Annotated in this window: 17 protein-coding genes and 1 tRNA gene; 7 read left to right on the top strand and 11 right to left on the bottom strand. The window is 61.7% G+C overall.

The genetic code is table 11. The features are described 5' to 3' along the window. Positions 1 to 77 precede the first annotated feature (77 nt). The 5 genes from ACQY7R_RS00090 to ACQY7R_RS00070 form a co-directional block, all read right to left on the bottom strand. Positions 78 to 1,388, bottom strand: a complete 1,311-nt coding sequence (locus ACQY7R_RS00090) for a glycosyltransferase family 4 protein (RefSeq protein WP_428303566.1) — start codon at positions 1,386 to 1,388, stop codon at positions 78 to 80. Positions 1,389 to 1,448: 60 nt separating this feature from the next. After that, complete coding sequence (locus tag ACQY7R_RS00085) at positions 1,449 to 2,783, bottom strand: NAD(P)/FAD-dependent oxidoreductase (protein WP_428303565.1); 1,335 nt, start codon at positions 2,781 to 2,783, stop codon at positions 1,449 to 1,451. Next, a complete protein-coding gene (locus ACQY7R_RS00080) occupies positions 2,780 to 3,406 on the bottom strand; it encodes a hypothetical protein (protein ID WP_428303564.1) in 627 nt (208 codons plus the stop codon). Before ACQY7R_RS00080 ends, ACQY7R_RS00085 begins: the two co-directional genes overlap by 4 nt. 853 nt (positions 3,407 to 4,259) lie before the next feature. Further along, positions 4,260 to 9,281, bottom strand: coding sequence for a carboxypeptidase regulatory-like domain-containing protein (locus ACQY7R_RS00075; RefSeq protein WP_428303563.1), 5,022 nt, complete (start codon positions 9,279 to 9,281; stop codon positions 4,260 to 4,262). Between the two features lie 116 nt (positions 9,282 to 9,397). Beyond that, on the bottom strand, positions 9,398 to 9,787 hold the full coding sequence (locus ACQY7R_RS00070) for a BlaI/MecI/CopY family transcriptional regulator (RefSeq protein ID WP_428303562.1): 390 nt from the start codon (positions 9,785 to 9,787) through the stop codon (positions 9,398 to 9,400). A 483-nt stretch (positions 9,788 to 10,270) separates the two neighbouring features. On the opposite strand from ACQY7R_RS00070, the gene ACQY7R_RS00065 reads away from it, so the two are divergent. Then, the gene (locus tag ACQY7R_RS00065) at positions 10,271 to 11,308 is read left to right on the top strand and encodes a hypothetical protein (RefSeq protein ID WP_428303561.1); all 1,038 of its coding nucleotides are present in this window, start codon (positions 10,271 to 10,273) and stop codon (positions 11,306 to 11,308) included. An 88-nt stretch (positions 11,309 to 11,396) separates the two neighbouring features. Further along, entirely contained in the window at positions 11,397 to 12,956 is a 1,560-nt protein-coding gene (gene gltX, locus ACQY7R_RS00060) for a glutamate--tRNA ligase (protein WP_428303560.1), read from the top strand. Between the two features lie 330 nt (positions 12,957 to 13,286). Here the strand turns inward: gltX and ACQY7R_RS00055 are convergent, their stop codons facing one another. Continuing rightward, positions 13,287 to 16,430 (bottom strand): secretin N-terminal domain-containing protein, encoded by a 3,144-nt coding sequence (locus ACQY7R_RS00055; RefSeq protein WP_428303559.1) that lies wholly within the window; start codon positions 16,428 to 16,430, stop codon positions 13,287 to 13,289. A 131-nt stretch (positions 16,431 to 16,561) separates the two neighbouring features. After that, positions 16,562 to 16,975, bottom strand: coding sequence for a hypothetical protein (locus ACQY7R_RS00050; protein ID WP_428303558.1), 414 nt, complete (start codon positions 16,973 to 16,975; stop codon positions 16,562 to 16,564). 795 nt (positions 16,976 to 17,770) lie between these two features. Between ACQY7R_RS00050 and ACQY7R_RS00045 the strand changes: the two genes are divergently transcribed. Next, the gene (locus tag ACQY7R_RS00045) at positions 17,771 to 19,168 is read left to right on the top strand and encodes an RtcB family protein (protein ID WP_428303557.1); all 1,398 of its coding nucleotides are present in this window, start codon (positions 17,771 to 17,773) and stop codon (positions 19,166 to 19,168) included. Between the two features lie 121 nt (positions 19,169 to 19,289). Here the strand turns inward: ACQY7R_RS00045 and ACQY7R_RS00040 are convergent, their stop codons facing one another. Then, positions 19,290 to 20,312, bottom strand: a complete 1,023-nt coding sequence (locus ACQY7R_RS00040) for a DUF1559 domain-containing protein (protein WP_428303556.1) — start codon at positions 20,310 to 20,312, stop codon at positions 19,290 to 19,292. Between the two features lie 306 nt (positions 20,313 to 20,618). Between ACQY7R_RS00040 and ACQY7R_RS00035 the strand changes: the two genes are divergently transcribed. From ACQY7R_RS00035 to ACQY7R_RS00020, 4 genes are all read left to right on the top strand, one after another. Then, entirely contained in the window at positions 20,619 to 21,977 is a 1,359-nt protein-coding gene (locus ACQY7R_RS00035) for a sensor histidine kinase (protein WP_428303555.1), read from the top strand. Further along, positions 21,952 to 23,367 carry a sigma-54-dependent transcriptional regulator gene (locus ACQY7R_RS00030; RefSeq protein WP_428303554.1) on the top strand — a complete coding sequence of 472 codons (1,416 nt, stop codon included), beginning with the start codon at positions 21,952 to 21,954 and terminating at the stop codon, positions 23,365 to 23,367. The genes ACQY7R_RS00035 and ACQY7R_RS00030 overlap by 26 nt, the downstream gene beginning before the upstream one ends. A gap of 155 nt (positions 23,368 to 23,522) precedes the next feature. After that, a tRNA-Val gene (locus ACQY7R_RS00025) sits at positions 23,523 to 23,596 on the top strand. Positions 23,597 to 23,724: 128 nt separating this feature from the next. Next, complete coding sequence (locus ACQY7R_RS00020; protein ID WP_428303553.1) at positions 23,725 to 24,801, top strand: tyrosine-type recombinase/integrase; 1,077 nt, start codon at positions 23,725 to 23,727, stop codon at positions 24,799 to 24,801. On the opposite strand, the gene ACQY7R_RS00015 is transcribed toward ACQY7R_RS00020, so the two are convergent. Genes ACQY7R_RS00015 through ACQY7R_RS00005 form a run of 3 tightly spaced genes read right to left on the bottom strand, consistent with a single transcriptional unit; the run spans position 24,746 to position 25,961 of the window. Beyond that, positions 24,746 to 25,045, bottom strand: a complete 300-nt coding sequence (locus tag ACQY7R_RS00015; RefSeq protein WP_428303552.1) for a helix-turn-helix domain-containing protein — start codon at positions 25,043 to 25,045, stop codon at positions 24,746 to 24,748. The genes ACQY7R_RS00020 and ACQY7R_RS00015 overlap by 56 nt on opposite strands. Continuing rightward, a complete protein-coding gene (locus ACQY7R_RS00010) occupies positions 25,042 to 25,677 on the bottom strand; it encodes a hypothetical protein (protein WP_428303551.1) in 636 nt (211 codons plus the stop codon). Before ACQY7R_RS00010 ends, ACQY7R_RS00015 begins: the two co-directional genes overlap by 4 nt. Next, positions 25,674 to 25,961: a hypothetical protein gene (locus ACQY7R_RS00005; protein WP_428303550.1), complete on the bottom strand. Its 288-nt coding sequence runs from the start codon at positions 25,959 to 25,961 to the stop codon at positions 25,674 to 25,676. The genes ACQY7R_RS00010 and ACQY7R_RS00005 overlap by 4 nt, the downstream gene beginning before the upstream one ends. Between the last annotated feature and the right edge of the window lie 836 nt (positions 25,962 to 26,797).

Below are 26,797 nucleotides of genomic sequence, written 5' to 3'. Positions count from 1 at the left end.
CGGGAAGCAGTTCGCCGCAGCGTACGCGGGTTGCGTGAAGACGGGGTGAAGAAAAGATGCAGATCGCGGGCGGCATCTTAACGGTTGGATGCAACCGCGAGTCGCCGGTAAAGCTCAAGCGTGCGGCGAGCCATCGTCGGCGCTTGGTAGCGATCGACAATCGCTTGCCGCCCGCGTTCGCCGAAGCCGGCGGCCGCCTGCGAGTCGGCGAGCATCGCCGCCAGCTTCGCCGCTAGATCGTCAGGGCTCAGCGGTTCATGCAAGACGCCGCCGCCGGTGTCGGCGAGAATTTCGGGAAAGGCGCCATGGTTCGGCAGCACGACGGGAACGGCGTTAGCCAGCGCTTCAAGAATCGACAGCCCTTTGCTCTCGCGGTAGACGGTGGGGACCGCCATCATGTCGAGCGATTGGAGGAATTTAATCTTCTGAGGGCGGTCGAGTTCGCCGTGGTAGGTAAAGCGGCCGGCGAGGGGGCCGCGTGCAACACGCTGCTCAATCTCGGCGAGGTACGCGCGATCGCCGCCGCCGAGGTAGCCGGCGGCGTGCAGCGTAAATGGAGTGCTTTGCCCGCGGTCATCACGCAATGCCAGGCGCTCCGCCGCGTCGATGAGGAGGTGCAGCCCTTTGTCGTAGCAAATGCGGGCGAAGTAGCCGATTCGTCGCGGGGCGCCGTCGGCGCTCGGCTGGCGCTCGCCATGGCCCGCGAGGTCGAGGCCGTGCGGGATGACTTCGATCCGCTCGCGCGGCACGCTCATGTAGTCCGCCATGAAATCGGCGAAGTAATTGTTGAGCGCCACGAAGGCGTCGACGTCGGCGGCTCGCTCGCGGATCAGCTGCCGGGCTTGCTCGTAGTGCGGCGCGGTTAGCTTTTCGAGGAAGATATCTTCGCCCGAGAGCGAGCAAACGATCGGCGGGCCGCCGCGCTGGCGGATGAGTCGCGCCAGGCCGAGCATCATCGAATTCGAAAGGTGCACGACGTCGGGCTTCGCTTCGTCAATCAGCCAATCGACGAGCTTTTCGAGTTCCTTCCGCTGGTTGCCGAGTTCGCCCCGCAGCATCGACACGGTCATCTCACCGAGCTTCGAGGCGTCGACGCTGGCGGCGTTCTTGGTCGCCAGGTTGAGCAGCTTCGGGTTGTCGAGCCAACCGTCGAGCCAGCGCGGCGTGCGGCGGAAGATCGGAAACTTCTGCTGCAAGTAGGCGTTGATGCCGCCGAAAAAAACCCGCGGTTCGCTGACGTCGACTTCGTCGGTGCGGATTGGCGTGTAAATCGGCGCGAGGATCACGTCCTCGCCCAGCTTTAAGAGCGCAGCGGCCAGCGTGTTGTCATGAAGACAACTCCCGCAATACATGCCGGCGGCGCCGGCGGCGAGGTAGGCGATGCGCATGCGGGAATTTAGCTGTTAGCTCTAGGCTGTAAGCTGTAAGCCACTCGTTCGAAGAACCCCTTACGCCAGCGCCGGCACGTCGGCGTCTTCTGGTTCGGCGTTCGGATCTTCCGGCGGCAGCTCGTTCTTCATCCGCTCCATGAACGGATCGAGATCCTTGAAAATCCCGCCGACGCGATCATTGAAGACGCGGCCGACGAGTAGATCGGTCAGCTCGCCGCGGTGGTGCGGGAACTCTTTCACGAACTTGCCGACCCGGAAGCCGCCCGAGTAGAACGCGTGGACCAGTTTGCGAACCCAGTTGGTCTTTTCTTTGAACCCGGGAACCCACTTGCCGAGCCGTTCGGCCGACGGATCGTTCGCCTTGAGGGCGTCGACAATGCACTCGGACGCGAGCTCGCCCGACTTGAGTGCGAAGAAGACGCCCGAAGAATAGACGGGATCAATAAAGCCCCACGCATCGCCGACAAGCGTCCAGCCGTCGCCGGCCGAGCGGTCGGTGAGGTACGAGAACTCCTTGGCGACGACGAGTTCGTCGACTTGCGTCGAACCTTCCATCCGCCACTGCAGGGCAGGGCACTTGGCGACTTCTTGGAAGAAGACTTCCGACGGCGTGCCGCGGCCCTTGAGCATGTACTCGTTGTCGCCCACGACGCCGATGCTCACCACATCATCGGCTTGCGGGATGTACCAGAACCAACTCTTCCGCTGGCTGGTGTGAAGCACAATCGTGTAAACGCCGCCATGCTCGGTGTCGCGCTTGGCGCCTTTGAAGTGGCCCCAAATCGCGGCCTTCTTGAGGTCGGGATTCACACGGCGGAGGCCAAGCTTGCTCGACAGAATCGCCGATTGGCCGGTGGCGTCGACGACGACCTTCGCGCGGATCTCACGCGTTTCAGTCTTGCCGTCGGCGCCGGTGAATTGGAGCTTGGCGCCAACCGCGCGTTCGCCTTCCATCAGCACGTCGAGCACGCGGACTTCCTGCACGCAGTCTGCGCCATTCTCGGCGGCCGTGTCGAACAGCATCTGGTCGAATTCAGGCCGCGGGATGTGCCACGTTTCGCTCCACTCGTTCGGATCGTTCCAACGGAACAGGAACGGCGCCGATTCGCGGCCGGCGTGGTTCACGAACTGCACGCCAACTTTCTTCGCGTAGCCGCTTTGCTTCAGCTTGTCGAGAATGCCGAGCTTCTCGAACACGAAGTAGATGTCGGGCATGAGCGACTCGCCGACGTGGCGGCGCGGGAAGCGTTCGCGCTCGACGAGCAACACCTTAAACCCTGCCTTCGCGACAAGCGTGGCGGTGGTCGAACCCGACGGCCCCGCGCCCATCACGATGCAGTCGTACGAGTCTTGCAGTTCCGCGGGCGACTTTTCGAGAGTGCTCGTGCTCATGCTTTCACGATCTCCAGGAGTTCAACGGCAGGTTGCCCCTCGACGACGATGCGGGCCGTGCGGCCGTAGAGTCGTTCGGCGTCGAGAGACTTCTGAGTTGGCAGTTTCGCAAGGTTGAAGACGCTGATCGACGAATCGTCGTTCGTCGACGCCGCCATTCCGGCAGGTTGGTTGGCTGCGGGGGCGATCTGATAGATCAACCGCCGCTGCAATTCACGCCCAGGTTTAATTCGCCATAGGCGATGTAATTCTACATGCCGCAACACGTTGTGGCGAATGAGCACCCGCCCTAGCGGCGTGCCGCGCGATTCGATCTCCTCACGCACAATCTGCGGTAAGCCGCTGAGATCGATCCGCATCACGCCGAACTGGACAATCTTGCGGCTCTGCCGGCAGATGAGCAGGCTGGTGCGGCTGTAGTAATCGCCTTCACGGTGCTCGTCGAGCACCGCCACATCGACAATCGAGTTATGAAACGCCTCTACCGTGACCGTCATGTGGGCGTCGTGGGCGAGCAGCGTCTGGTAGTCGGCCGGCATATCGTCGACGGCGACGAGCCGAAACTCGCCGAGCTCGGCGAGCGCGGGGAAGAAAGGGGCGGTGATCGTCTCGAGTTGGGGCACGAGAGGATGGGCGAGGGTGGGAAGTGGGCGGAAGGTTGATGAGGCGGAGCGCGAGGCGGTCGATGCTAGATGTAACCCCGGAGCCGCATCGAAGGGGCGGTGCGAACGGGACCAGGGGACTTTTGCGCCTGGCGATTTTGCCGGTCGCAGCAGCCCGTCTGCGGCAACAGGCTCCCGACCTGGTTGATTGTCTCGCGAGGCAGGGGGTTCGGCAAGGCTGGGGAGCATGGCGCCCTGGCGGGGTACGTTTTGACTTTTGCGCGTCATCGGGGGGCCCCATTAAAATGGTGCAAAAGTCAGCCCGCCTCCGCGACCGCCGCGGGCTTGGCACGGCATTTACCGAGGTAAACGCAAGATCGCGGTGACGGCTTTAAGCGACTTTTGCGTTTTTCTACGTTGCGCGACGAGCGCAGAAAGCGAGAACTGCGTGGCGTCTCACGGGCCGCGGCGCTGAGGACTCTAACGCCTGAGCGGCGCGCAGCCCAAGTTGGCGCGCGGAGTTGTGAGCCTTTCGACCTTAGAGCATCCGCGACCGAAATCAAAGAGTTGCTTTCGGCCAGCGCGTGACGCGTCCGTAGGTCGGGCGTTCAGCCCGACGGCAGTACCCACTACCACGGGTGGCCCCAATACTCGTGCGAGAACGAGACTCTCTTCGCCAACGCGCTGCCGGCCGCGTGTCGGGGTCGAGATACGCGACAAGAGGCGAGTCGCCTCGCCTCTCGTCGCTTTCGGCAACGCCGATACTCGCTCGCGATGGAAGCACGAGGGGGTCGGGGGCCTTTTGCCACTAGCGATGTTGTCGGCACGGAGAAGAGTTTCCAGTGGCAAAAGGCCCCCGACCCCTTGGCGCGAGCTATTTGACGGCGTCGCCGAGCGTGGCGGGTGCTTTGAGATCAATCGGAGCGAGTTCGGTCTTGAGTTCCCACGCTGAGTAGTTGAGCGGTTTGGAGCGATCGCTAAGGCGCATCTCCTGAATATGCACCGATTGAACGGTTCTGCGACCGGCGTTGGACTGTAGCGTTGGCGAACCAGGCAGCGGTTCGACAGGCTTGGTGATGAGTGGAGCTGTACGGGGTGATTTGGCAGCACCTTGATCTGACGGGTTTTTGGCAGGAGTTCTGGTCGCCGACTGCGTTGCTTCCCGTCGGAATGGCTTGTTCGACCGGTAGAGTTCAAGCCGATTTTGCATCTCAGCTTTGCGTGAGTCCGGAGCAAGCTCGATGGCTTTCTGCTGCGCATCGATTGCTTGGGGAAAGTCGCCCAATTCAGCATGGGCCGCTGCAACTAACGCCCATAGTCGCGAGGCATACTCGACGTCGCTTGGATTAACGACGTCTTCAAACAAGCTTTGCGCGAACTTCAACGCCCGTCGGCCGTCGCGCGTGCCGTCTGTCGGCGACGACGCGAGGAGATCGGCGAGCCAATAAGTCGACATCGTGTCGTGGTAGCGGCTTTGAGCCTGATCAAAGTCGGCAATCGCAGTTCGGTAGTCACCCAGCATGCGGTAGGCGTAAGCTCTTCCTGTCAGCGACTCGTTATCTGCTGGGAAGCGACTGAGCACCTCGTTAAATACTGCGATGGCTTCGCGGTACTTCTTCTCATTGCTTAAACGAATCCCCCTGATGCGTCCTTGACGCGCCTCTTCCAACGCTGCCATGGCAAACACTGGCAATCTAGCGGAAACCTTTTGCCCAAACTTCAAGTCGAACAACTCTCCCGCCATGTGGATATCGTCGTTGCACATGTAGAGCACTTTTTGCGGATCACTGCGATCGTAGACGAAGACGCCGACTCGCGACCTACCGTTGAGAGTTCGCGTACTGAACTTGCCGTCCGCAGAAACAGCGGTGCGGCTCAAGCCGGCGTTCTGCGTGCTGGGACCGCCCACGAGGATAACCCAAGGACTTGCGATGCCGCCTCCCGCAAAGTCGATCGGCTTCGATGAGTTGGCGTCGACTAGCTGAAACTCAATCGTTGGAGCCAATCCGACGACGAGGTCTTGAACCTGCTTGGGCTGCGCGCCAGCCGGAACGGAGATTTCGCTCAGGCCCCGCGACACCCATTTAGCAACATCCAGATTGTCGCCTGATTCGGCCCAAATGTCGTAACTTCCAGCGACAAGATTCGAGAGACGGTAGTACCCCTGAGCGTCCGTGGTCGTCGTGCCCAAGCGGGATCGACCGACTGGGGCCGACGCTACGCCCTCTTGGCTCGCTACCGGCGAAATTTCAGCTTGCTTCGAGTATGCGTAGACGGCGACGCCCGCGACCGGCGCGCCGGTGTCGTTGTAAACGACCCGGCCGACGACCGAAGCGGCGGGAAGCATCTGCACATCGACGACGCCGGGAACGTCGCCTCCCTCGACGCTGGTAGCGGCGAATTGAGGATGAGTGACGACAAGATCAGAGACGTACCTCGTCGACGGATCTTCAGGTTCAGCGGTAATATCCGGCTCAGGCGGAACGCCGGGGACAACGAAATCCAACGACTTACCATCCTTCCTCGCCGCTGCGCGGTTGAACGGCCCGCGGTCAGTAAACTCGAATCTGCCCTCCGCGTCGGTCGAGACGGTATTAACTCCAGCAATGCTATGAGTGCCAGAGAAACCGCCAGCCGAAACGATGGCTCCCGCCACGGGCTTTCCAGCTGGATCGGTAACGCGGCCACCGAGTTTGACGGCTGGCCGCAACATAATCGTTCTCCGCACGCCGTAGAGTGCGACGTCGCCCCCCGATTGAGAAAGGAGAACGGACGCCAATCCTGGTCGTTTGAGCGAGAGCAAATACGTGTGCCTAACTCCGCCGGTAAACTCACCGAATGCCTTCAGTGCTTGGAACTTGGCGAGTTGGTCGGCTGAAACGAAGTCGGCAAAGTCGACGTTGCCCCCTTCGTCGGTCGTCAATGAACGCAATGGCTTGGCGGCTCCGCTTGCGAACGAGGGTTGGTAGAGCGTCGCTTCGACGCCACTGATCGGCTGCTTGTGTTCGTCGACAATGTGGAGTTGGAGCGAATTCGGGGAGTGCTTCACAGGCTCAAGCGGCATGGCCTTGATCGTTGCCATGCTAATGGATCGGTGAGTCGTCTCTGGCGGGGCGGCGGGATTCGTAGTGGAACGAGTCTTCGTCTCCGCACTTTCAGAGCCGTCGATGGATGGTGTCGCAGACTGCGGCTTGAGCGGAACCGCGCCTGGCTGCTCGCCGTCGGCGGGCGTGGTCGATGGTTGAAAATGGCTCGTTTCGGGCGGGGGCGAAGCTTGCGTTTCGACGGCAGCGCCGTCGGTGACAGCAGGCGCCACGACGGTGACGACGCCGGATGCCTTTTGCAGAGAAAACTCGATTAGCGGAACGTCGAGTTCCAATGTTTCGCCTTCGCGAACTTCGAACTCCGCTACCGTCGACTTTCCATCGAGCGACCGCGACTCAAGATTGGGAGCGAGGCCTTCGCCCGGGATCGAAACGAACAGCCCGTATCGGCCCGGAGCGAGCCGCGCTTCGCCGACGCCGTCGACAGTGAAGTCGGCGATCTGGGAGTCCATGCGCGGGGCGCCGATAGCGCCGGGCGTCAGTCGTTGGGGCAAAATGTATCCCTTCCGGCCCGCCTCGAATTTGAACGGCTGCATGTTCGCAGCGTCGAGGAGTTTCACGCGGACGATGGCGCCGGGAGTCAGGACCACGTCGGGAGCGGTCGCTGTTTGACCGGCGCCCACGGCGATCGCTGTGACCCCAGAGGTCGTGAGATTGGGCGCTGTCGCCGTCATCGCGTATTCGCCGGCGGGAAGCGACGTGAAGACGTAGTTGCCATCGGCGTCGGTCGTGGTCTCCTGCTGCTCGACGAGTGCATAAGCCGCGTTGGGATCGCGTATGGGCTGCATCGTTCGCATGATCCAGACGGGAACGTTTGCTAACGGCGTCGATTCATCGCTAGTCCCTGGCGACTTGGCGACAACCCGCCCTTTGACAGTGGAACCGGGGAGCAGCGTGAGGTTTAATTCGCCTGGAACCGCCTGAAGGTTGACGCGCCGCGTCGCGAAATCAGGATGCTGTACCGACAGCGCGGGGCCCGGTGGCGGGAACATGCCCCACGGATCCTTTCGCTCGCGAGCCGCGGCGAGTTCTTTGATGCGCTCCTCGGCGTCGAAGCGAGGTAGATCGTCGATCGCGTAACGGCCGTCAGCGCCGGTACGAGCACTGAGATTGGCGCCCGGAACGTAACCGCCGACGCTCAACGTTGTGTTGACGACGGCGCCAGCGACAGGTTGCCCTGCGCCGTCCGTCACGCGCCCCGTCAGTTTCTGGGCTGGCTTGAGTTGCAGGATGGCGGCTTGGCCTTGCTTGACGAACCGGTAGAGCGCATCGTTCTTAAATTCGGTCGTCAGGCCTGGCGCTTTCGCGACCGCGGCGATGATTTTTATTGGCGGGGTGAGGAACTGGTCCTCGGGAATGCCGTTCGGGAATTCTTGCGCGACGTCGATAGGCTCGTTGAATTCGAACTTGCCATCGGCGTTTGTTCGCGTGCGGGCGAGCGGCTCGACGTTTTCATTGGCCTTGGCGCCCTGGTAGACGAAGAGCGAAACGTCGACGCCGGCGAGGGGTTGACCCGCTTCGTTGATGCAGAAGCCCATGAAGAGGTTGGGGGCATGGGCGAGTTGCTTGACGAGCGCGGAACCTCGCTCAGCGACTTCTTTCGCCTGGCGTTCGACGTCGCCCATCGTCCCCTCAGGCAGCGAATTCTCCGCTCCAGCTTCGGGCAGGTTGCTTGGTTCGGTGGCTGCCGTTTGCCCCTGTTTCTCCGATGCGCTCATCGCAGGCTGCAACGTTACCAACGACAGCAACAAGGCGATCGAGACAATGCAACCAACGCTTACTGTTTTCCAACGGCGCGAGCACGATCGCATCACGCTAAATTTTTCGTTGAGCAGCACCGCAATGCGGCGTTTGAGTTGCGACGGGCCTTCCCACAGGCCGACGGCGCCGGCGAGGCGAGGGGGACGTTGCGTGTTGGCCGTGCGGGCCCAGGCGAGCAGTTGTTGGGCGTAGTCGAGCCGGCCGGCGCGTTCGGCGGCGGCGACGTCGGCGAGCGTTTCCTGGTCGAGGCGGATCGTGCGGCGAAGGAACCAGAAGAGAGGCTGCGGCCAGAGCAGGATAAGGAGGAGCCGCGTGGCGGCGAGGGTGTGGAGGTCGCGGTGCTCGAGGTGGGCCCATTCGTGGGCGAGGATGGGGAGGAGTTGCGTGGGGGAATGGTTGAATGCGGAATGCTGAATGGGGAATGTGGAAGCGGGGAGTAGAATCGTGGGGCGGCGGAGGCCCATGGCGACAGGGGCGGCGATGTGGTGGCTAATGAGCAACCGCGGCGGGTGGGCGATGGGGCCGGTGATTTGGGCGAGGAGTTGCTCGAGCTCCGGCGGAGCGGGCGTTGCTTGCCTGAGCACGCGGCGGGCGAAGAGGCCGCCGATGACGAGCCAGATCGCGACGAGCGCGCAACCCCCTGCGTAAAGGGTGACGATCGCGGCGGGCCAATTGACCGGTTCGGCGGGCGGAGGCGTCGGCGGCTCAGCGATCGTGGTGACGATCGGCGACGACGACGCGAATGGTTCGAGAGCGGGCTGCGCGTAAGACTGCGGCGTGGATGGGAGATCAGCGAGTTGCGCGGGAGGCTGAGCGGGAACCGGCGTCGGCTGTTCGTTGAGCAGATGAACGAGCGACCAGCCGGGGATCGCGCAAAGCAGGGCGAGCGCAGCGAGCGCGACGAGCGTCGACTTCGCGACGGCGAGCCGCTGCGCCGGTTGGCGGAGCAGGGCGATGGCGAGCATCACGCCGAGGAGAAGAGCGGCGGCGAGGAGTTGAAAGTCGGCGAGCCAGGGAGCGAGAAGCGCCATGGGTGGACTCACAGGGAAGAGGGTTCAGGTGCGAGGATTCAGGGTTCAGGAAATCCCAAAAAGCCGCGACCGGTGGTCGCGGCAGCAGACCGTTGGTCGTCACTCATTGGCCACAATCAGTCGCCAGCTCCTTCCGCACGCTTGCGAGCCGCATCGATCATCGCCTGCAGTTCATCAAGCTGCCTCGCATCAAGCGGCCGCGACTCAAGGGCATGCACGAGGTACTCGTCGACGGCGCCGTCGAAGACCCGCTCGAGAAAACCGCCGGCGATTTGGCGGAACGTTTCCGTGCGTTTGATGAGCGGCAGATAGACGTAGGCCTTGCCGTCGCGGCGGTGGGAGACGAGGCCTTTTTGCTCCATCACCTGCAGCAAGCTGAGGACGGTCGTATAGGCGAGTTCGGCGCCGCGGGCGTTCATCGCATCGCAGACGTCGCGAACGGTCGCCTCGCCGCGATCCCAGAGGACTTTGAGGGCGTCGAGTTCACGGTCGGTGGGGGCGAGCATGAGGGTTCGGGGTTCGGGGTTCGGGAAAATGCAAAGCCGCGACCGGTGGTCGCGGATCGCGGCGTCTACTGGCCAGGCAGTAGATAACCAAAGCAGGATTCTACTGGTCGTGCAGTAGGTGTCAAGAAAAACCGTGTAAGATGATTTACTCAAACGACTTATGTAATTCGCTCGCAATGTCCGTGTTCAGGAGCCCGTTGTCAGTTGCTGAAGAACACGAAGCTCGCGCCACCGTCCACTGACAACTGACAATCGCCCACCTTACCCAGCCTCCGCGACCCCGGCTTCCAGACCAATTCACAGTTAGCGCGGTTGAAATGCCGATGCGGATTGTATGGGTGGAGCGACTCGACGACGGGAGCGCTGCGCAGAGACGCGCGGCCGCCAGCAGTCGAGACGGTTCGCTCGCGGTGTTGTGCTGACAACGAACATCATCTTGGCTCGGTGGCATTCAGTATGGCGCGGGTAGGACGACGGCGGCGCGTGTTGAACGACGAGGTGCGGAGCGCCGCAGGCGCGACGGCGTACGAGGCGTTTGATCCCGATGCGCCCCGTTACGGCGAACAAGCTAATATTGAAAATCATCCCCAAGTCACCGACCTCATTCCGCGGCGCAAGTTGGCGGTGCTGGCGACGGTCTTGGCCGGCGTTGGCACGGCGGCGGCGGCGGCGGCGATTACGCACTTCGCCGATCCGATTGCGAACGCTTTGCCAGGCGTCTCGGCCAGCGATCTGCGCGACGGCATGGCGGCCGGCGTCACGGCCTGGTCGACGGCGATCGCGATGTTGATGATCACGATGCTGGCGAAACTTACTTATTCATTGCGGCGGCATCGCGTTGACGACTACGCGGGGCGATATCGCGTGTGGAAATGGGTGGCCTGCGGCGCGCTCGCAATGAGCGTCAATGCGGTTGTTCCGCTTCATGGGCTATTCGTGAAGTGTGCCGTAGCAGCGACCGGCTGGTCATTGACGACAGCCGGCGTCGAGTGGTGGCTGGCGCCGCTCGCACTAGTCGGCGGCTGGACCTTCGTTCGCTTGATACTTGAGGTGAAAGAATCACGATCGACGCTGGCGATTCTGCTCACCGGCGCCGCGTGCTATGCGGCAGCGACAGCGACGGTGTTGGGACTCGTTCCGGCTGCGGCCGCCGCTTGGGCCAGCCTTGCGGCGAATGCGTTGCCGCTCGCAGGCGCCACGTTCTGCCTCGCGGCGGCGATGGTGTTCGCTCGCTACGTCGTGCTCGACGTGCAGGGGCTGATCGATCACGCCCCGCCTGCAGCGCCGGAGAAACCGGCCGCGGTCGAAAAGGAAAAGAAGCCGGCGGCTGTCGCAGCTCCCGCTCCTGCCGCTACCCCGGCGCCCACTACAGCCAAGCCCGTAGCCGCGAAGGCGGCTCCGCCAGTCGAAGCGCAGGACGAAGAATGGTCCGACGAGGACGAAGACGAGGAGGGCTACGACAACCGCAAGCTGTCGAAGGCCGACAAGAAGCGGCTGCGGCGGCAGAATCGGGCCGCGTAATGCGGGCCCTCGCGGGGGCGGCGGCCGATTTGGTAGGCTAGGCCGATTGTCCCGGCATTCGGCCTGCTCGCCTCGTTGAAAGAGATTGATGACCGTCAGAACTCGATTTGCTCCCAGCCCGACCGGCTATCTTCATATCGGCGGCGTGCGGACGGCCCTGTTCAATTGGCTCTTCGCGCGGAAGCATGGGGGCCAGTTCCTGCTGCGGGTGGACGACACCGATCAACAGCGGAACGTCGACGCCGCACTTGCGCCGATTTTGAACGGGTTCCGCTGGCTCGGCATGGAGTGGGACGAAGGCCCCGAGGCGGGGGGCGAGTTCGGGCCGTACTATCAGTCGCAGCGCGGCGAGTTGTACCAAGCGGCCGTCGAAAAGCTGCTCGCGAGCGGGCATGCGTACCGCGATTTCGCGACGACCGAAGAACTGCAAGCGGAACGCGAAGCGGCGCAAGCGGCGGGCGGGCAGTTTACCTACAGCCGGCAGTGGATGGCCGAGAGCGACGCCGATGCGGCGAAGTACTCCGCGGAGGGCCGCCAGGGCGTCGTCCGATTAAAAATGCCGCGCGAGGGCGAGCTCGTGCTAAGCGACCTCATTCGCGGCGAGGTGCGATTCGCGTGGGCGTCGGAGCAAGATCACGTCATTCAGCGCGCCGACGGGACGTGCCTTTATCATCTCGCGTCGGTCGTCGACGACGAAGCGATGCAGATCAGCCACGTGATTCGCGCCGAAGAGCATTTGCCGAATACGCCGCGGCAGGTGTTCATCGCGCAGTCGCTCGGGTATCAGTTGCCGGCATACGCCCATTTGCCGTACGTGGCGGAGCCGGGCAGTAAGACGAAGCTCAGCAAGCGGAAGCTCGATAAGTATCTAAAAAATCGCGACTTCGCGGCGCTGATGGAGCGCGGCAACTCGATCGCCACGCGGCTCGGGCTGGCGACGACAGCCGACACGTTTAATCCCGTTATCGTCGATTTCTACGAGCAGATTGGATTCCTCCCCGACGCGCTGCTGAACTACTTGCTACTGCTCGGCTGGTCGCTCGACGGCGAGCGCGAAGAGTTCAGCCGCGAGGAGATGATCGAGCTGTTTTCTCTCGAGCGCGTAAACAAGGCGCCGGCGAGTTTTGATCCGCAGAAGTTGCTCGCGTTTCAAGATCGCGCGATGCAGCAACTACCGCTGAAGCAGAAGGTGGCGAAGTGCCTGCCGTTCCTGCAGGGCGCCGGGTTGGTCGCTTCACCGCCGCCGTGCGAGACGGGGCCGTACTTATCGTCGATTCTGGAAGCGGCCGGCGATCGCGTGAAGATGGCGGGGGACGTCCTCGATTACACCGAGTTCTATGTTGCGGACGATGCACTGCCGTACGATGCGGCGGCGGTGGAAAAGCGGATCACGAAGCCGGAGAATGCGCGGCCGCTGCTGACGGCATACGCTGCGGAACTGGCGAGCGTCGAGCCGTTTGAACCTGCAGCGCTCGAAGCCCATTTAAAAGAGTTCGTCGAGCGGCAGGGCGTGAAGATTGGCGATCTCGTCCACGCGGTGCGGGTGGCGATCACCGGCAAGGCGGTAGGGTTTGGGTTGTTCGAGACGCTGGCGATTCTTGGGCGCGAGCGTTGCGTGAGGCGGATTGAGCGGGCGCTCGGTTTGTAAGCAAACACGTTGTTGATATTGGCATTCAGGCCTGAAAGGCCGCGCTGTGACAGCCCAGGGCGCAGCCCTGGGTAGGCTCCGTCGTTAATAACAAAGCCCTGTAAGGGCGCGCTAGCCTCAGCGCGCCCTTACAGGGCTTATCTTCTTTATTTTTCGATGCTCCCAGGGCTGCGCCCTGGGCTGTCACAGCGCGGCCCGTTGGGCCTGAAATCAGATCTTGCGGGTTGGGTCTACGCATCTGCGGTAGCGTCGTACACCACCACGTCGATCTGCATGGACGCCTACACCCGGGCGGAGCCCGGGGCTAGAGAGGCGTATGCGAGCAGAGCATTAGTCGCGGCCGCGGCCACGATCGCTGCCGCGGTCGCCGCCTCTTCCGCGATCGCGATCGCTGCCTCGGTCGCCGCTGCGGCGCTCGCCGTCGCCGCCGCGAGAGCTGCTTTCGCCGCCGCCTCGGCTGCCGCTCGCGGCGCCTTCGGGCGGCTTGTTACCTTGCCACGGACGAGCGAGAGCCGTGTTGAGCACGGCTTGTAAATCGGTCGCCTTGAGCGAGCCGCGAAGTTCGTGGACCTGGACGACCGTGTCAGGCTTCGCTTTGTCGTCGAGCGCGACGGCGAGATCGCGGACGTTCTCCCAGATCGTGTCGTCGGCGGAGATGATCAGTGAGTTGGAGATTTCGTCGACGCCGACCGATAGAGCGCCCTCGAACGACATCTTCATCGGGGTCGACTTCTTCTGACTGCTGGAACTCGAACCGCCGAAGAAACTAAAGCGTTCGCTGCGGCTGCGGCCGCCGTCATCGCCTTCGCGACCGCCGGCCTGAAACTCTTTGTCTTTGGAGCTAAGCAAGTCGCGGTAGACTTCCTTAATGGCCGTCCCGATATCTTGCGCGTTCGAATAGCGGATCGGCACGATATCGGTGCGGCGACGAGTGACCGAGTCTTCGCTGGGAGGTTGATCGTAAATCTTCACGAGGTTGCGAATCACTTCGAGCTGGGCTTCGGTCGCGTTCTGGGCGACGATCGTGTTCGTATCGCTGTCCCAAATAAAGCGCAGCTTGCGGGATTTGCCGAGCGAAGCAGGATCTTCTTGCTTCTCGTCGCGGCCGCCCCAGAAGTAAGAAAAGCTATTCGAGTCTTCGTCGTCGCTCAGTTCGTCGGCGAAATATTCTTTGAGGTTGATCGAAACGAGCGACGCGCGCGAATTGTAAAGCTGAAAGACTTCGAAATCTTGCTTCGGCGGTTCGAGTTCGCTCATCAATTCTTCGAGTTGGTCGAGCGCGGCGACGTCGTCGGAGCTAATGATCATGCGGCCGTCGGGAGTGACGGTGATGTTGATCGCGGGCGGGGCTTGCGCGGCAGGCGTTTCGCCCGCGGACGTCTTTTTTTCGGCTGCGGCGGCGTCTGAGGCTGGCGGAAGCGATGCGGCCGGCTCTGCGACGACAGCCTTGGAATCCACCGGCGTCGTCTCGGCTTCGTCGGCAACCAGCAGACAAGCAGGCTCGACCGCCGTCTGCACCGCGAAGCGGAATGGAACGGCGATGGACGTGATTTCGTCTTCGTTCGGCGCCGGCTCGGCGGCGGGCTTCTGCTTCGCGGCGGGAGGGGCTGCGTCTTCCTCGGTCGCGGGAGCGACGTTGATGTTGAGCTTGTTTTGCCCCGACCAAGTCTGCTGCAAACGCTCGACGAGTTCTCGGGTCTCGGCGGGAGTGCGGGCGTCGATGACGCGCCACTTGTTGGGATTGCTGCCGGCCCCGGCCGCGACGGCGCCGAGATCCTTTAGCAGGGCGGAGACCTCTTTGTACTCGTCCTCATTCGCCCAAAGCAGGAGGCGATTGTTCTCGACGTCCGCCTGAATGCGGAAGGCGGCGTTGTCTTCTTCTTCGTCGTTGCCGCCGTTGTAATCCCATGGCGACCAATAGCGGCTGCGGCTGTTGTCTTCCTTTTTCTTCTCTCCGACCATGAGGGCCTTAATCGTGCCCGCGACTTGATCGGCGCGATTGCGGCGGCTGAGCCAGATCACTTTCAGCCCGCGGCCACTGCCGTCGAGCTTGTCAATTAGCGATTCGATCGTCGCGTGATCAGCGGGCGTGGCGAGGGCGAAGATGGTCTTGCTGCGATTGTCGTGCTGGAGCTGCGTAAGCGGGTTCAGGCCGCCTAGATCCTGCAGGGCGTCGACGACTTCGTCGGGATCGATGCTGACCGTCGAGTGCCGTTTGAACGTCAGCTCCTCCGATCCCGTCGCGGGGTCGGCGGCGGCGATTGCGCCGCTTTCGGGAACGTCGAATTCCTCAATGCTGCGGGCGATGATGTCCATCTCGGCCGGCGGGGCGTTCACCAACAGAAAATTGCGGCGCTTATCGACGGCGATGTGGACCGGCGGGCCATCTTCCTTGAGCATCTTGCTGACGTCTTTGCCCTGCTGCTGCATTTGCATCGCCATCTGCAGCTTTTGCTGTTCCAGCTGCATTTCCATCGGGCCCTTGCGCGAGCTGGGGTCGAGGCCCAGCACCACCATCACCTGGTCGGCAATGTAATCGGCGCGGCGATACTTGAACGGACCGAAGACGCGCGGCCGAACGTCCTTGTCCGCGACCATTTGCTCGGCGTAGAGCAGGTCGCGAACGTCGCGGAGGTTGGCGACCGCGTCGATCACTTGGATCTGCTTCGAGGCGAGCAGCGGCGTCACTTTGGCCGTGGGGCTAAGGACGACCTTGAGGTCTTCAACCGCTTTAGCCGGTTCGAGCGTCGGCGGTAACGGGAAGCGCGTGCGGACGAAATCATGCGGCGGCTGATCGTCGAGATCGTCGGGTTCGACGCGGCGGACCATGCTGGGATCGATTTTGTCGATCTTCACTACGGTCAGCACGTCGCCGAGCGAGATCATCGTGAACCCGCGGGCCATCAACGTGCGGTTGAGGAGATCGCGGGTTTCGTCGATCGTGTAGCGACGCTGCGTCGACAGGTTGACGAAGTCGCCGGGAAGCTCTTGCCAATCGAGGCTCTTTTTCGAGACGCTGGCGAACCACTCGAGGACGTCGGTCCACGGTTGGCCGCGGAAAGTGAACTGGACCATGCCATCCTTATCGGGGGCGGCTTTCAGTTCCTCGGCATTGGCTTGCGGCTTTTCGGTCGGACGCTTGATCGTCTTGGAATCTTCAGCTGGCTTCTCACCTTCGGGAGGCTTCTCGCCTTCGGGCTTGGGTTGCTCGCCGCCTGGAGGTTGCTGGCCAGGCTGCGGACCGCCTTGGCCCATCTGGGCCGCCCGCATTTGCATCATCATTTCGGGCGACATGCCGCCACCCGGCCCGCCGCGACCGCGACCGCGACCGCCACGATCCTGAGCGGCGGCATACGGGGCCGCCAGATCGCTCGCTCCGAGCGCGACGACGACAACCAGCGTCATGAGACGAAGGAGCCGACGGGCTGCGGAGCGATCGGTGGGGGAGGGGAGGGGGGAAGGGGCGTCCGCCATGGCGAGAGTCCTACCGCGCGGGGAAATATCCTGAAGTCCAAGCCGCTATTATAGACAGGTAAAGGACTTAACCCCAAACCGCGGCGTAGGAGTCGCCGAAAAACCGACCCCGTTACCGCCCGATTCAAGTTCTATTCCCGGGCGTCGGGCGGGACGATGAGGATCGATGCCCCGCCGTTGGTGACGGAAATCGCGTAAAACCCCTCTTCCGGGGCCGCCTCCAGAGCGGGCGCCAGATAGGGGAACACCGTCGGCACTTCAGCACGGCACTCTTCCAAAGAAAAAGCGACGGCGAAGACGGTGGTCGCCTCGTTGTCGGGATCGACGTCGTCCGACTGGTGGAGAATCGCGTCCTCGACTGTCTCCTCACCGAGCCAACTGCGGGCGATTTCGCCGCCGATCGAGTCCTCACAATCGAGCAGTACCACCACCGGCTCATCCACCTGGCGCTTCATCGCGTCGTCGTACGCCTCGAAGACAAGCGGCAAGCTAGTTTCGAGGAGCCACTGCTGGGCTTCGAGGGCGGCGTCGAGGTCGTCGGACATGGGGGAAGCGTTCAGGGGTTGGGGTTCAGGGTTCGGGAGGAGGGCGTTTGGCTGCGATTGATGGGTTGGCTACATCGTCGGGAGTTGCGGGGGATTGCTCAAGGGGCGGAATGGGAATGGGAGAAACGGCGAGCGCAAAAAAAGAGCCCGGTCGCCAACGAGGGCGACCGGGCTGCTGTCAACTTTTTGCTTTGAGAGCAGGCTCACGATTCTAGGATCGATGAGCGGGCGCTCAGAAGCAGGTGGTGGCGCCTCCGAAGGCACCCGCCGGTGGTCAACGGAAATCACCACCCAACTGGCGTATATGACTATGGTTCAACAGACCACCTCCTTCCTTACTGGGTTCTAGCGGCTGCGGCTCCTGCCAGAGGCTCCGCAAGCGGCCGGGTCAGCCCGTCGTGCCTGCGTTTGGCACGACCTACAACTGCATTATAAACGCAAGCACGGAAAAAAAGGCAAGCTCAATCTGGCTAAGATTGCCAATTTTTACCGCGCTGCACGAAAATAACGACGCAGCAGGGTGAACCTTGGTTCGCGCTGGCGGGACTATTTTCTGTTCTAGCGGATGGGAGAATGCTTCACCACGAAGGCTCCAAGGAGCGAAGGACGCGCGAAGAGAGAAAGAAGAGTTCGAGCAATTATTCGTTAACTTCGAATTGAACGTGGAGCGCAATTTCGAATTCATGCTTTGACTCATTCGCGTACTCATTCTTCGTGAGAATCTTCGTGGCTTCGCGTCTTCGTGGTTAGTCTTCTCTCGCGCTCCGGCTTTTAGGATCAGCTAGGGTATCAGGGATGAATCGTCGACAACTTCAAAAGCTGGGCGTGCCGCCGAAGTTCGCCGCGGCGGCGATTGATGCGCTGCGCGACGCCGCGTCGCAAGACTTGGGGTTCGGGCTCAAAGGAAAACGAGCGAAGGAACTCGTACAGGACGTGGTGCGCGCTCCGCAGACCTTCGTGAACGATCCGGTTTGGGGAAAGCTCGCCAGCGAGATGCTGGGCTACGAGCCAATCGAGCTGCGCGAACCGATTGCGTATCGGACCTGGGGCGATGAAATCGATCCGGCGGCCCACGCGCAAATGCGCGATGCGTGCCGCGTGCCATCGGCGGTGGGGGCGGCGCTGATGCCTGATGCGCACGTCGGTTACGGCCTGCCGATCGGCGGGGTACTGGCGTGCGAAAATGCCGTCATTCCATACGCCGTGGGAGTGGACATTGCCTGCCGCATGAAGCTGTCGGTGCTCGACGTGCCGGTGGAATCGCTTGTAGAGCGGCGAGAACCGTTCCGCGTCGCGCTCGAAAAGGGGACGCGATTTGGCGTTGGTTGCGAGCACAAGCCCAAGCAATCGCACGAAGTGATGGACGCCGATTGGAGCGTGTCGCGAATCACGCGCGAGCGGAAAGATACGGCGTGGAAGCAGCTCGGCACGTCTGGTTCGGGGAATCATTTCGTCGAATTCGGTGTGCTGACGCTGGCTGAGCGCGACGGCGAGTTGGGACTAGCTGCGGGCGAGTATGTGGCGCTACTCAGCCACAGCGGCAGCCGGGGCGCGGGCGCGGCCGTGTGCAGCACCTACAGTGCGATCGCGCAGTCGCGACTGCCTAGCGAGTTAAAAGAGCTTGGTCGATTGGCTTGGCTCGACCTCAAGAGCGAAGCAGGCCAAGAGTACTGGGCGGCGATGAACCTTATGGGCGACTATGCGGCGGCGAACCATGCGGTGATTCACCGGTTGGTTTCGCATCTGCTGGGCGCCGAGATCATCGCTGGCGTCGAGAACCATCACAACTTCGCCTGGATCGAGCAGCATGGCGGCCGCGACGTCGTGGTGCATCGCAAAGGAGCAACGCCTGCTGGCGCTGGGGTGCTGGGCGTGATTCCGGGTTCGATGGCCGACCCGGCGTTCGTCGTGCGCGGTCGGGGGAATGCCGAGAGTCTCGACTCGGCGTCGCACGGCGCTGGACGGCAGATGTCGCGGACGAAAGCGAACGATATGTTCCGCTTCTCGCAAGTGCGGAAGGAACTGGCGGAGCGCGGCATCGAGGTGCTATCGGCCGGTTCGGACGAAGTGCCGGGGGTGTACAAGAACATCCGGCACGTGATGGCGGCGCAGCAGGATTTGGTCGAGATCGTGGCACAGTTCGATCCGAAGATCGTCAAAATGTGCGGCGATGGCAGCCGGGCGGAGGATTGATGCTGCTCTCAACTTGCAGCAAAAAGAAGCCGCTGCGAATCACACGCGGTTGACTCGCAGCGGCTGTTGATTTTGTGCGACAAAAACTCTCGTCGTCGCACGCTGACGTTTAAAAGGCAAGCTACTGTTGAGCGACCGCTTCGCCGCCGTCGCGGGTGGCCATCGAGCGCCAGACGACGAGGTCGATGCCGTCGTTAACGGTTTGCACCGCACCGTCGACCATGCCGACTTGCACTTGGCCGGCGTGGTGGCTACGAAGGGTAACGATCGCATAGGTCGGCTGGCCCGCTCTCCCGTTCTTACCCTCTTGCCATGAGTTGTAGTCGCCATCGACTACTTGCCCTTCGAAGGTGAAGGGGGTGTAGGTATTAGGCGTCATCGTCGCGGTGAAGCCGGTGTGGTGGACGCGGCCATCGGGCCATTCGGTACGACCGGTTCCCTTCGGTTCGGGCCCAGCGGCGACTTGCGCGGTGGCGGCGGCGATCGTTGCGGGAATCTCAGGCGACGATAGTCCGCCATTGCGAGTGTAGGGGGTCCACGCCTTAACCTCTCCGCTCAAAAGAGTGTTGCTTGTCCCATCAAGCACGCGAGACAGCGGCAAATTGCTGTTCGGGTAGAAGACGCCGTCGCCTCCTTCTTCAGTGGCTGGGTTAAAGATGAACCACGTTCCCATGTTAAAGCCGTAGTTCGTAGGATAAAGCGCCGCCTTAGGGGGTTCGTCGCGAATTTCGTCGCTGCGGCTATCGCTGTGGCATTGGAACGAAGCGACCTTCAGACCGCTCAACGCCATTTGGTTGTCCCAAGCAACCTGGATGTTGACGAGGTTGCGTAGCGATTGCTGCTCCATATACGGCAACAGACGTCCGTGAACGCCCCATGAGCCATTGTTGCCCGTGGTTGTCACCGTTAAATCGACGTCGGTGCTCGGGGGGAGCTGCTTTTGTGCACTCTCGAAGTTGAGAGTTGCCAGCCCGAGCTGCTTGAGATTGTTCTTGCAGGTGTTCCTGCGAGCCGCCTCGCGGGCTGCTTGTACAGCGGGAAGGAGGAGCGCCACTAGCACTCCAATGATGGCGATCACCACGAGCAATTCCACAAGCGTAAAGCCGCGGCGCATGGCGACGAGAATCGAGCGATACTTCTTCATCTGTCCGGCGTTCCTTAAATACGAGTTTGCGGGAGAATCCCGCAAGTAAACTCGGTGTGAGCAAGGTCGACCGAACGCTCGGGGACCTGCCTCATTGCTCAGCACCCAGCGGAAGCCAGCCTGTCAGATTACGATAATGAAAGGAAGTAGATGACTGCCCAATTCGCCGAAATCACCTCACCGCGTCGCAATACGCGACACACGCGCCGACTCGTTCGACACCACTCCCAGGCTCCGAACTAGAATTCATCCATGCGCTGGCCCCTCCGTCGCCAAATCTTGCTCCCGCTGGTAGCGGTCGCGGCCATGAGCCTGGCAGCGGTCGGCGCCATCAATGCGCGGCTGGCGGCCCAGCAGACGCGCGAGCAAATCGAGCAGCGGCTGCGCGGCGTTGTCGCCGTGCTGTCGACGACGAACTTCCCCCTGTCCGACAATGTACTGCGGCAGATGCAGGAGCTATCAAGCGCGGACTTCGTGCTAACCGACGGCTCTGGCGAGATTCTGGCGAGTAGCATCGAGGGCACTCCAGCGGAGTTTCCGACGGCGCCGCTGACAGCCGCACCGGAGGATCAACTCGGGCCGCCGATCAGATGGAACGGCGTCGACTACTTTCATCACGCGACGCCTCTTCCCGCGCGAAGCGCCAATGAGTCGGCGCGCGTGCTCCATGTATTGTTCCCGGTAAGTGAATACCAACGAACGTGGCGCGAGGCGGTCGTCCCGCCGCTCATCGTTGGCGTCATTACCATCGGTGCGGTCGCTTTGGTAGCGCGGCTCATCGCCGGGAAATTGAGTCGTGCCACTGCACGGCTGCAGCAAGAAGTGCTGCGGATTGCCACAGGCGACTTCGCTCCGGCGGCGCTCCCTAAAGCAAATGACGAAATCCGCGACCTGTCGCTCGCCGTCAATCAAACTGCGGAGATGTTGGCAGACTACGAGCAACAGATTCGTCGCACCGAACAAATGCGCACGATTGCTCTCTTGGGCGCAGGACTTGCGCACGAAATGCGCAATGCCGCAACCGGGTGTCTGATGGCGCTCGATCTACATGCTGAACTTTGCGACGCGAAGGACAATGAAAGCCTTTTCGTTGCAAAACGGCAGTTGCGTCTAATGGAAAGTCAGCTACAACGGTTTCTAAGAGCAGGGAAACCGCTCGACGATATTGAAAAGCGGGAAGTGAGTCTTTCAGCCTTAGTGGATGACTCGCTCTCGTTGGTCCAACCCTCCGTTCGCCACGCACGGGTAAAACTCGCCTGGAATCCCCCGCCGTCAGATCTTCGGGTCATGGCAGACCCGGAAGCGCTCGGTCAGGTGGTGCTCAACCTCTTGATCAATGCGATCGAAGCCGTTCAGCAGAACGCCGACGGTATTCCGCGCACCATTGAGATTTCTTTACAACAGACAGTTCTCGAGGAGGCGGAGTTATCCGTCCGCGATTCGGGTCCAGGCCCCAAAAACTCTGTAAACTCCGGGCTTTTTGACCCTTTCGTCACCAGCAAGGCCGAGGGAGTCGGACTCGGGTTGGCTGTGGCCAGGCAAATTGTTGAAGCGCACGTTGGGTCCATTGAGTGGTCACGAGCAAGCGAAACAACTACATTCAGAGTAGTGATTCCGCTTTTCAGGAAAGGCGCAGCCGGTGTCAAAGATTCTGGTGGTAGATGACGAGCCTTCGATTTGCTGGGGATTGTCCCGGCTCGCCGAGGGGCTGGGTCACCAGGTGCAGGTCGCTTCGTCGGCAGAGCAGGGCCTCAGCGCCGCCAAAGAGTTCCATCCCGAACTCATTGTGCTCGACGTTCGACTTCCCGGAGTCGACGGCCTGACGGCAATGAAGTTGTTCCGCAGCCTCAACGAGCAGACGCCGATTATCGTCATCACGGCCTTCGGCGATTTGAAGACGGCCGTCACGGCCGTGGAGCAGGGTGCGTTCGAGTACATTCTGAAACCTTTCGACCTTCACGAAATTCGCACGGCGATCGAGAGGTCGCTGCGACGTACGCCGGCGGCCGCCGTCGAGGCGGTAAACGATGCAGCATCGGCGGGGCTCGAGGGAATGCTCGGTCGCAGCCCGGCGATGCAGGCGGCGTTCAAGCGGATCGCGCTGGCGGCCGCCTCCGATGCGGCAGTGTTGCTAAAAGGCGAAAGCGGCGTGGGGAAGGAACTTGCCGCGCAGGCGATCCACCGCCATAGCCCGCGGGCGAGTGGCCCTTTCGTCGCCGTTAACATGGGGGCGCTCAACACGACGCTTGGCGAAGCGGAACTGTTCGGCCATGTCGAAGGGACGTTCACTGGCGCGACGCAAACGCGACGCGGTCTGTTGGCGCAAGCCAACGGCGGGACGCTATTCATCGACGAAGTCGCGGATATCCCCGCGCCAATTCAGGCCAAACTGCTGCGAGCGCTCGATCAAGACGAAGTGTTGCCGGTAGGCGCGGATCAGCCGGTGAAAACTCAATTCCGCATCGTCTCCGCGACTCACCAAGACCTGCATCAGCTTGTCGAACGCGGCGAGTTCCGGCACGATCTGTTTTACCGCCTGTGCACGTTCGAGATTCCGTTGCCGGCGCTACGCGAACGCTCACAAGACATTCCACTGCTGGCTAACTACTTCGCGAGTCAGTTTGGAGACGGACGAGCGGTGCTCGCAGCAGAAACTGTTGATGAACTCTCGCAACGCCCCTGGCATGGCAACGTTCGCGAACTTCGTAAGGCAATTGAGCACGCGCTGGTTCTAGCACGGAGCGGATCGGTGTTGCCGAGCCATCTGCCGGCGCCTCTGCCCGCATTTCAATCAAATGGCGGCAAGATGAGCCCCGAAGGTCGCTTGAACGAAGCGGTCACGGAGCTAGCGCAACAGCTACTCAAAAACCCTGAGCTAAACGGCGACGTTTACTACCGTTTCCTGCAAGTCGTCGAGAAGCCGCTACTGGCAACCGCCTTGAGCCAGGCGGGCAATCAGTGCGCCCCGGCGGCGCGGGTACTCGGCCTCCACCGGACGACGCTGAAGCGAAAGCTCGATCAGCACGGCATTGCCGAAAACGGCGCGGAGCACTAACGGGCCGCGAAAACGGCCGACGAACGGCGCGCCCAATTTAACGATCGTGCCGGCGTTTCCGGGGATCGGCGTGCAATTGCAGGGGGCTCGGGCAAGGGGTAGAATGAGCGGCTCGCTGAAGCATCCGGTTCACTGGAAATGGTTGCTCACGAATCGGGCGGCTAGCTCAGTTGGTTAGAGCGCTACGTTCACACCGTAGAGGTCACAGGTTCGAGTCCTGTGCCGCCCACTAGAAAAACAATAGTTCAGGATGGCCGCTTGTCAAATTCCGTGTAGTTTTCTACACGGTTCTACACGGCTCCCGCGCGGGTCATAACGCCTTTTCCGAAGCTACACTTGCTTAGGAGGGCTGTTCTAATGCGGCAATCGTCCCCGTGGTTGCGGAAGTCAACCGGCACTTGGCACGTCTGGTTAGACGGCAAGCAACGGTATCTCGGCAAAGACAAGAAAAAGGCGCAAGAGAAGTTTCGGAAGCTGGCCCAAACGACGGCGACCGGCGACCTTACCGTGCGCGAATTGGTCCAGGCTTATTGGGACTGGTGCAAGCTGAATCTGGCCGCGTCTACCTGCAAGTATCGTGAACCGATCTTGGAGAGTTTCTGTCAGTCGATCAGGCCCACGACAAAAGCGGATGCGATCCGCTCTTTTCATGTCAACGATTGGATAGCTGCCAATAGCAAGAGAAAAGCGGCGGTCAAAGACGGCAAGCGGGGTGAGAAGTCAGCCACGCTTAAGCCCTTGAGCCCCACGACAATCGGCGACTATATCACGCTCGTGAAGGGCGTATTTAACTGGGGCTGCCGTATGGGCTACCTCGATACCAGCCCCATCGCGAACATGCCGAAGCCGTCGCCCAATGTGCGCCAGCTCTACGTTCCTTCGGACACTTGGCCGAAGGTGATTAAACTTGCACTAGATGAGCCGTTCCGCGACTACCTGACTGTCATGCTGTCGAGCGGTTGCCGCCCCCAAGAGATGCGCCAGTTTGAGGCGCAACACCTGGACGGTAAGCGGTTCGTCCTACCGATCGGCGAAAGCAAAGGTCGGAAGCGGTCGCGCGTGGTCAACCTTCCTGACGATGCCCTGGCTATCGTCGGCCGACTTGTCAAAGAGTACCCGACTGGCCCGCTATTCCGTAACTCTAAGGGCAACCCCTGGCACAAAGACGCGATCCGCCGCCGCTTCATTCGGCTCCGGCGTGAGTTGGACATACCGAAGCTGACGGCGACCACGCTGCGGCATTCATTTGCACACTACCGGTTGACCAGCGGCCAAGATGCCCTCACCGTCTCAAAGATGATGGGGCACAAAGACACACGCATGATCGCAACACGGTATGGGCATCTTGAAGCCAACGCAGGCTACATGAACGCTGCTGCTAACGCAGTATCTTTCCCGGTTTCGTCAGAGCCTTCGACAGGTCAGCCGGCTTGATCCTAGTGCCTCTCCCCGATCGGCCCACGCGCGCCACGGGAAGCCCATCGTCAATCATGCGGTAGAGCGTTCGCTCGCTAATGGCGAATTGCTCTGCCGCCTGTTTGATCGTAAGCAGCTCAGCCTCAGGAATCTTGGGAGCCTTTGCCGACAGTGTGACTTCGGCCAGCGTGAGATTCGATGCGGCCAGCGGGTCGCCAGTGAGTTCTAAAAAGTGCTGATAGATGGGGGTAACCGCCGTCATAGCTCAGCCTCCCCCGGAAAGTTAAGCGTGACATGCTTGCCGTAGTGCTCGCGGACGTACGCATCGCGCACCCGCGCGGCTTCGGCCTTGTCGTCGTACCGGCCTAGTCGTTTGAAGCGACCGCCGACCGTTGCGAACGCGGCCCACTTTTTGTGCGACTTGCACCACTGCACACCAATGAAACCGCTCGAATTGTCCGACCGCATGCGTCGCGATTGGGAGTGCTCCCGGTGCGTCAATAGTTGCACGTTCGACCTACGGCAGTCGAGCGCGTTGCCGTTGCGGAAGCGATGCTTCATTCCCCGTGGAGCCTCGCCGAGAATGAGCGAGTGCAAGCGGATAGTCGGCCGGCTCCGCGTCTGCGGGGGAGAACCGCCGCCCCGCTCCGCGCACCACTTGTGCCGCGATGCTTCGGCGAAGTCGGCATCGTCGACAATCGCAAAGAGCCCCCGCGACAGCGGCACGCACCGCACGGCGACCGGGGGCCGAATCGCAGCGAGCCTATTGTTCGGCGTCCCTACTCTCACCATGACTGCGACGGAGAACACCGTCGGCACCCGACATTCGCCAGCGCACCGCTCGACCGCGAGCCGCCGCTGGTGTTGCATTGTTGCAAGCTGGTGAAGCGTCATACCGAGCCCTCCACTGCCAAGCGGCGAAGCGCGCGGGGCTGCCGAATCCGCCGCGTGACTGCGCGGACTTCTGGTGCGATCGGCAGCGGAACCGGTCGATAGTACCCGCCGAGCCGCTCCGGTAGGAACGTAAGCCCGTGACGGGGTAGCGTGGCTGCGACATGCCGACGCCGATCGAACAACGAGACCCGCGCCAATAGTTCCGACTCAATCCCCGTTAGCAGCTCGGTTTGATTGCCGAAGTTGCTGGGGTGGAAGTGGGCGATAGCTTTCGCTCGGTTCATCGCGCGCCCTCCACTGCCAAGCGGCGAAGGAACTCGCCTAGCGGAGTCGACGGCGGTTTGCGATCCACCGGCACTGGTGGCGGAAGCTGGTCACGGTTCATGCCTAGAAAATGTCCCTAGAAGAAAGCGGCTTAACAGCCAGCGGTAGGGACACCGGCAACACCTCCATACTTGACAGCCGTCCGCCCTAAGTCAATAACCCGATCCGCAAACCCCCTCCAACACCTAACCCCCGCGGCCCCCGGATTTAGCTCCTGGCGAACTCTCTCCACCTCGCCCGACTGCCAACACTCCCCACCGGCCGCAACGCAGCACAGGGCAAGCCACGAGCCCCAGCGGCCCAATGGTCTCTCCGCGAGCCGCCAATTTGGCTATGCGCATGCTCACCCCCGTGCTGGCGAACAGTCGCACAATCGTAATAAGTGTTAAACGTCTGCATACCGTCACAATCGGCATAACCCTTTCCCCCAGGCCGGCAGCCCCGCATAACCGCTACAGTCGTTGCGACCAGGATAAAACCCACCACCCCTACGCCGTGCATAACTAACAGCGTGCCAAACGCCTGTAGCGATTAGCCGATTATAGGATGCGACAATCCGCAATCTCTCAGCGCCTCATAGTCGTTACCATCGGCAGTGGGTAGTGACGCGCAGGCATAGTGGGAGGGGATAGTCAGGCCCTACCTAAACGGCATTCAGCTCAACCGTCACGCATGGCGTAGAGCGATTGGGCGATTCGACCATTCTCAGCACTGCGATCAGCAGAGCATGTTCAGTCCGTTCCACATGATTTTCCGTTACACGCCGGTCAGCGCGTTCCACCGATAAGGCGCGCAT

The sequence above is a fragment of the Lacipirellula sp. genome (assembly GCF_965279485.1).
Lineage (GTDB): Bacteria > Planctomycetota > Planctomycetia > Pirellulales > Lacipirellulaceae > Lacipirellula.
This window is presented reverse-complemented; position numbering and strand designations above follow the sequence as displayed.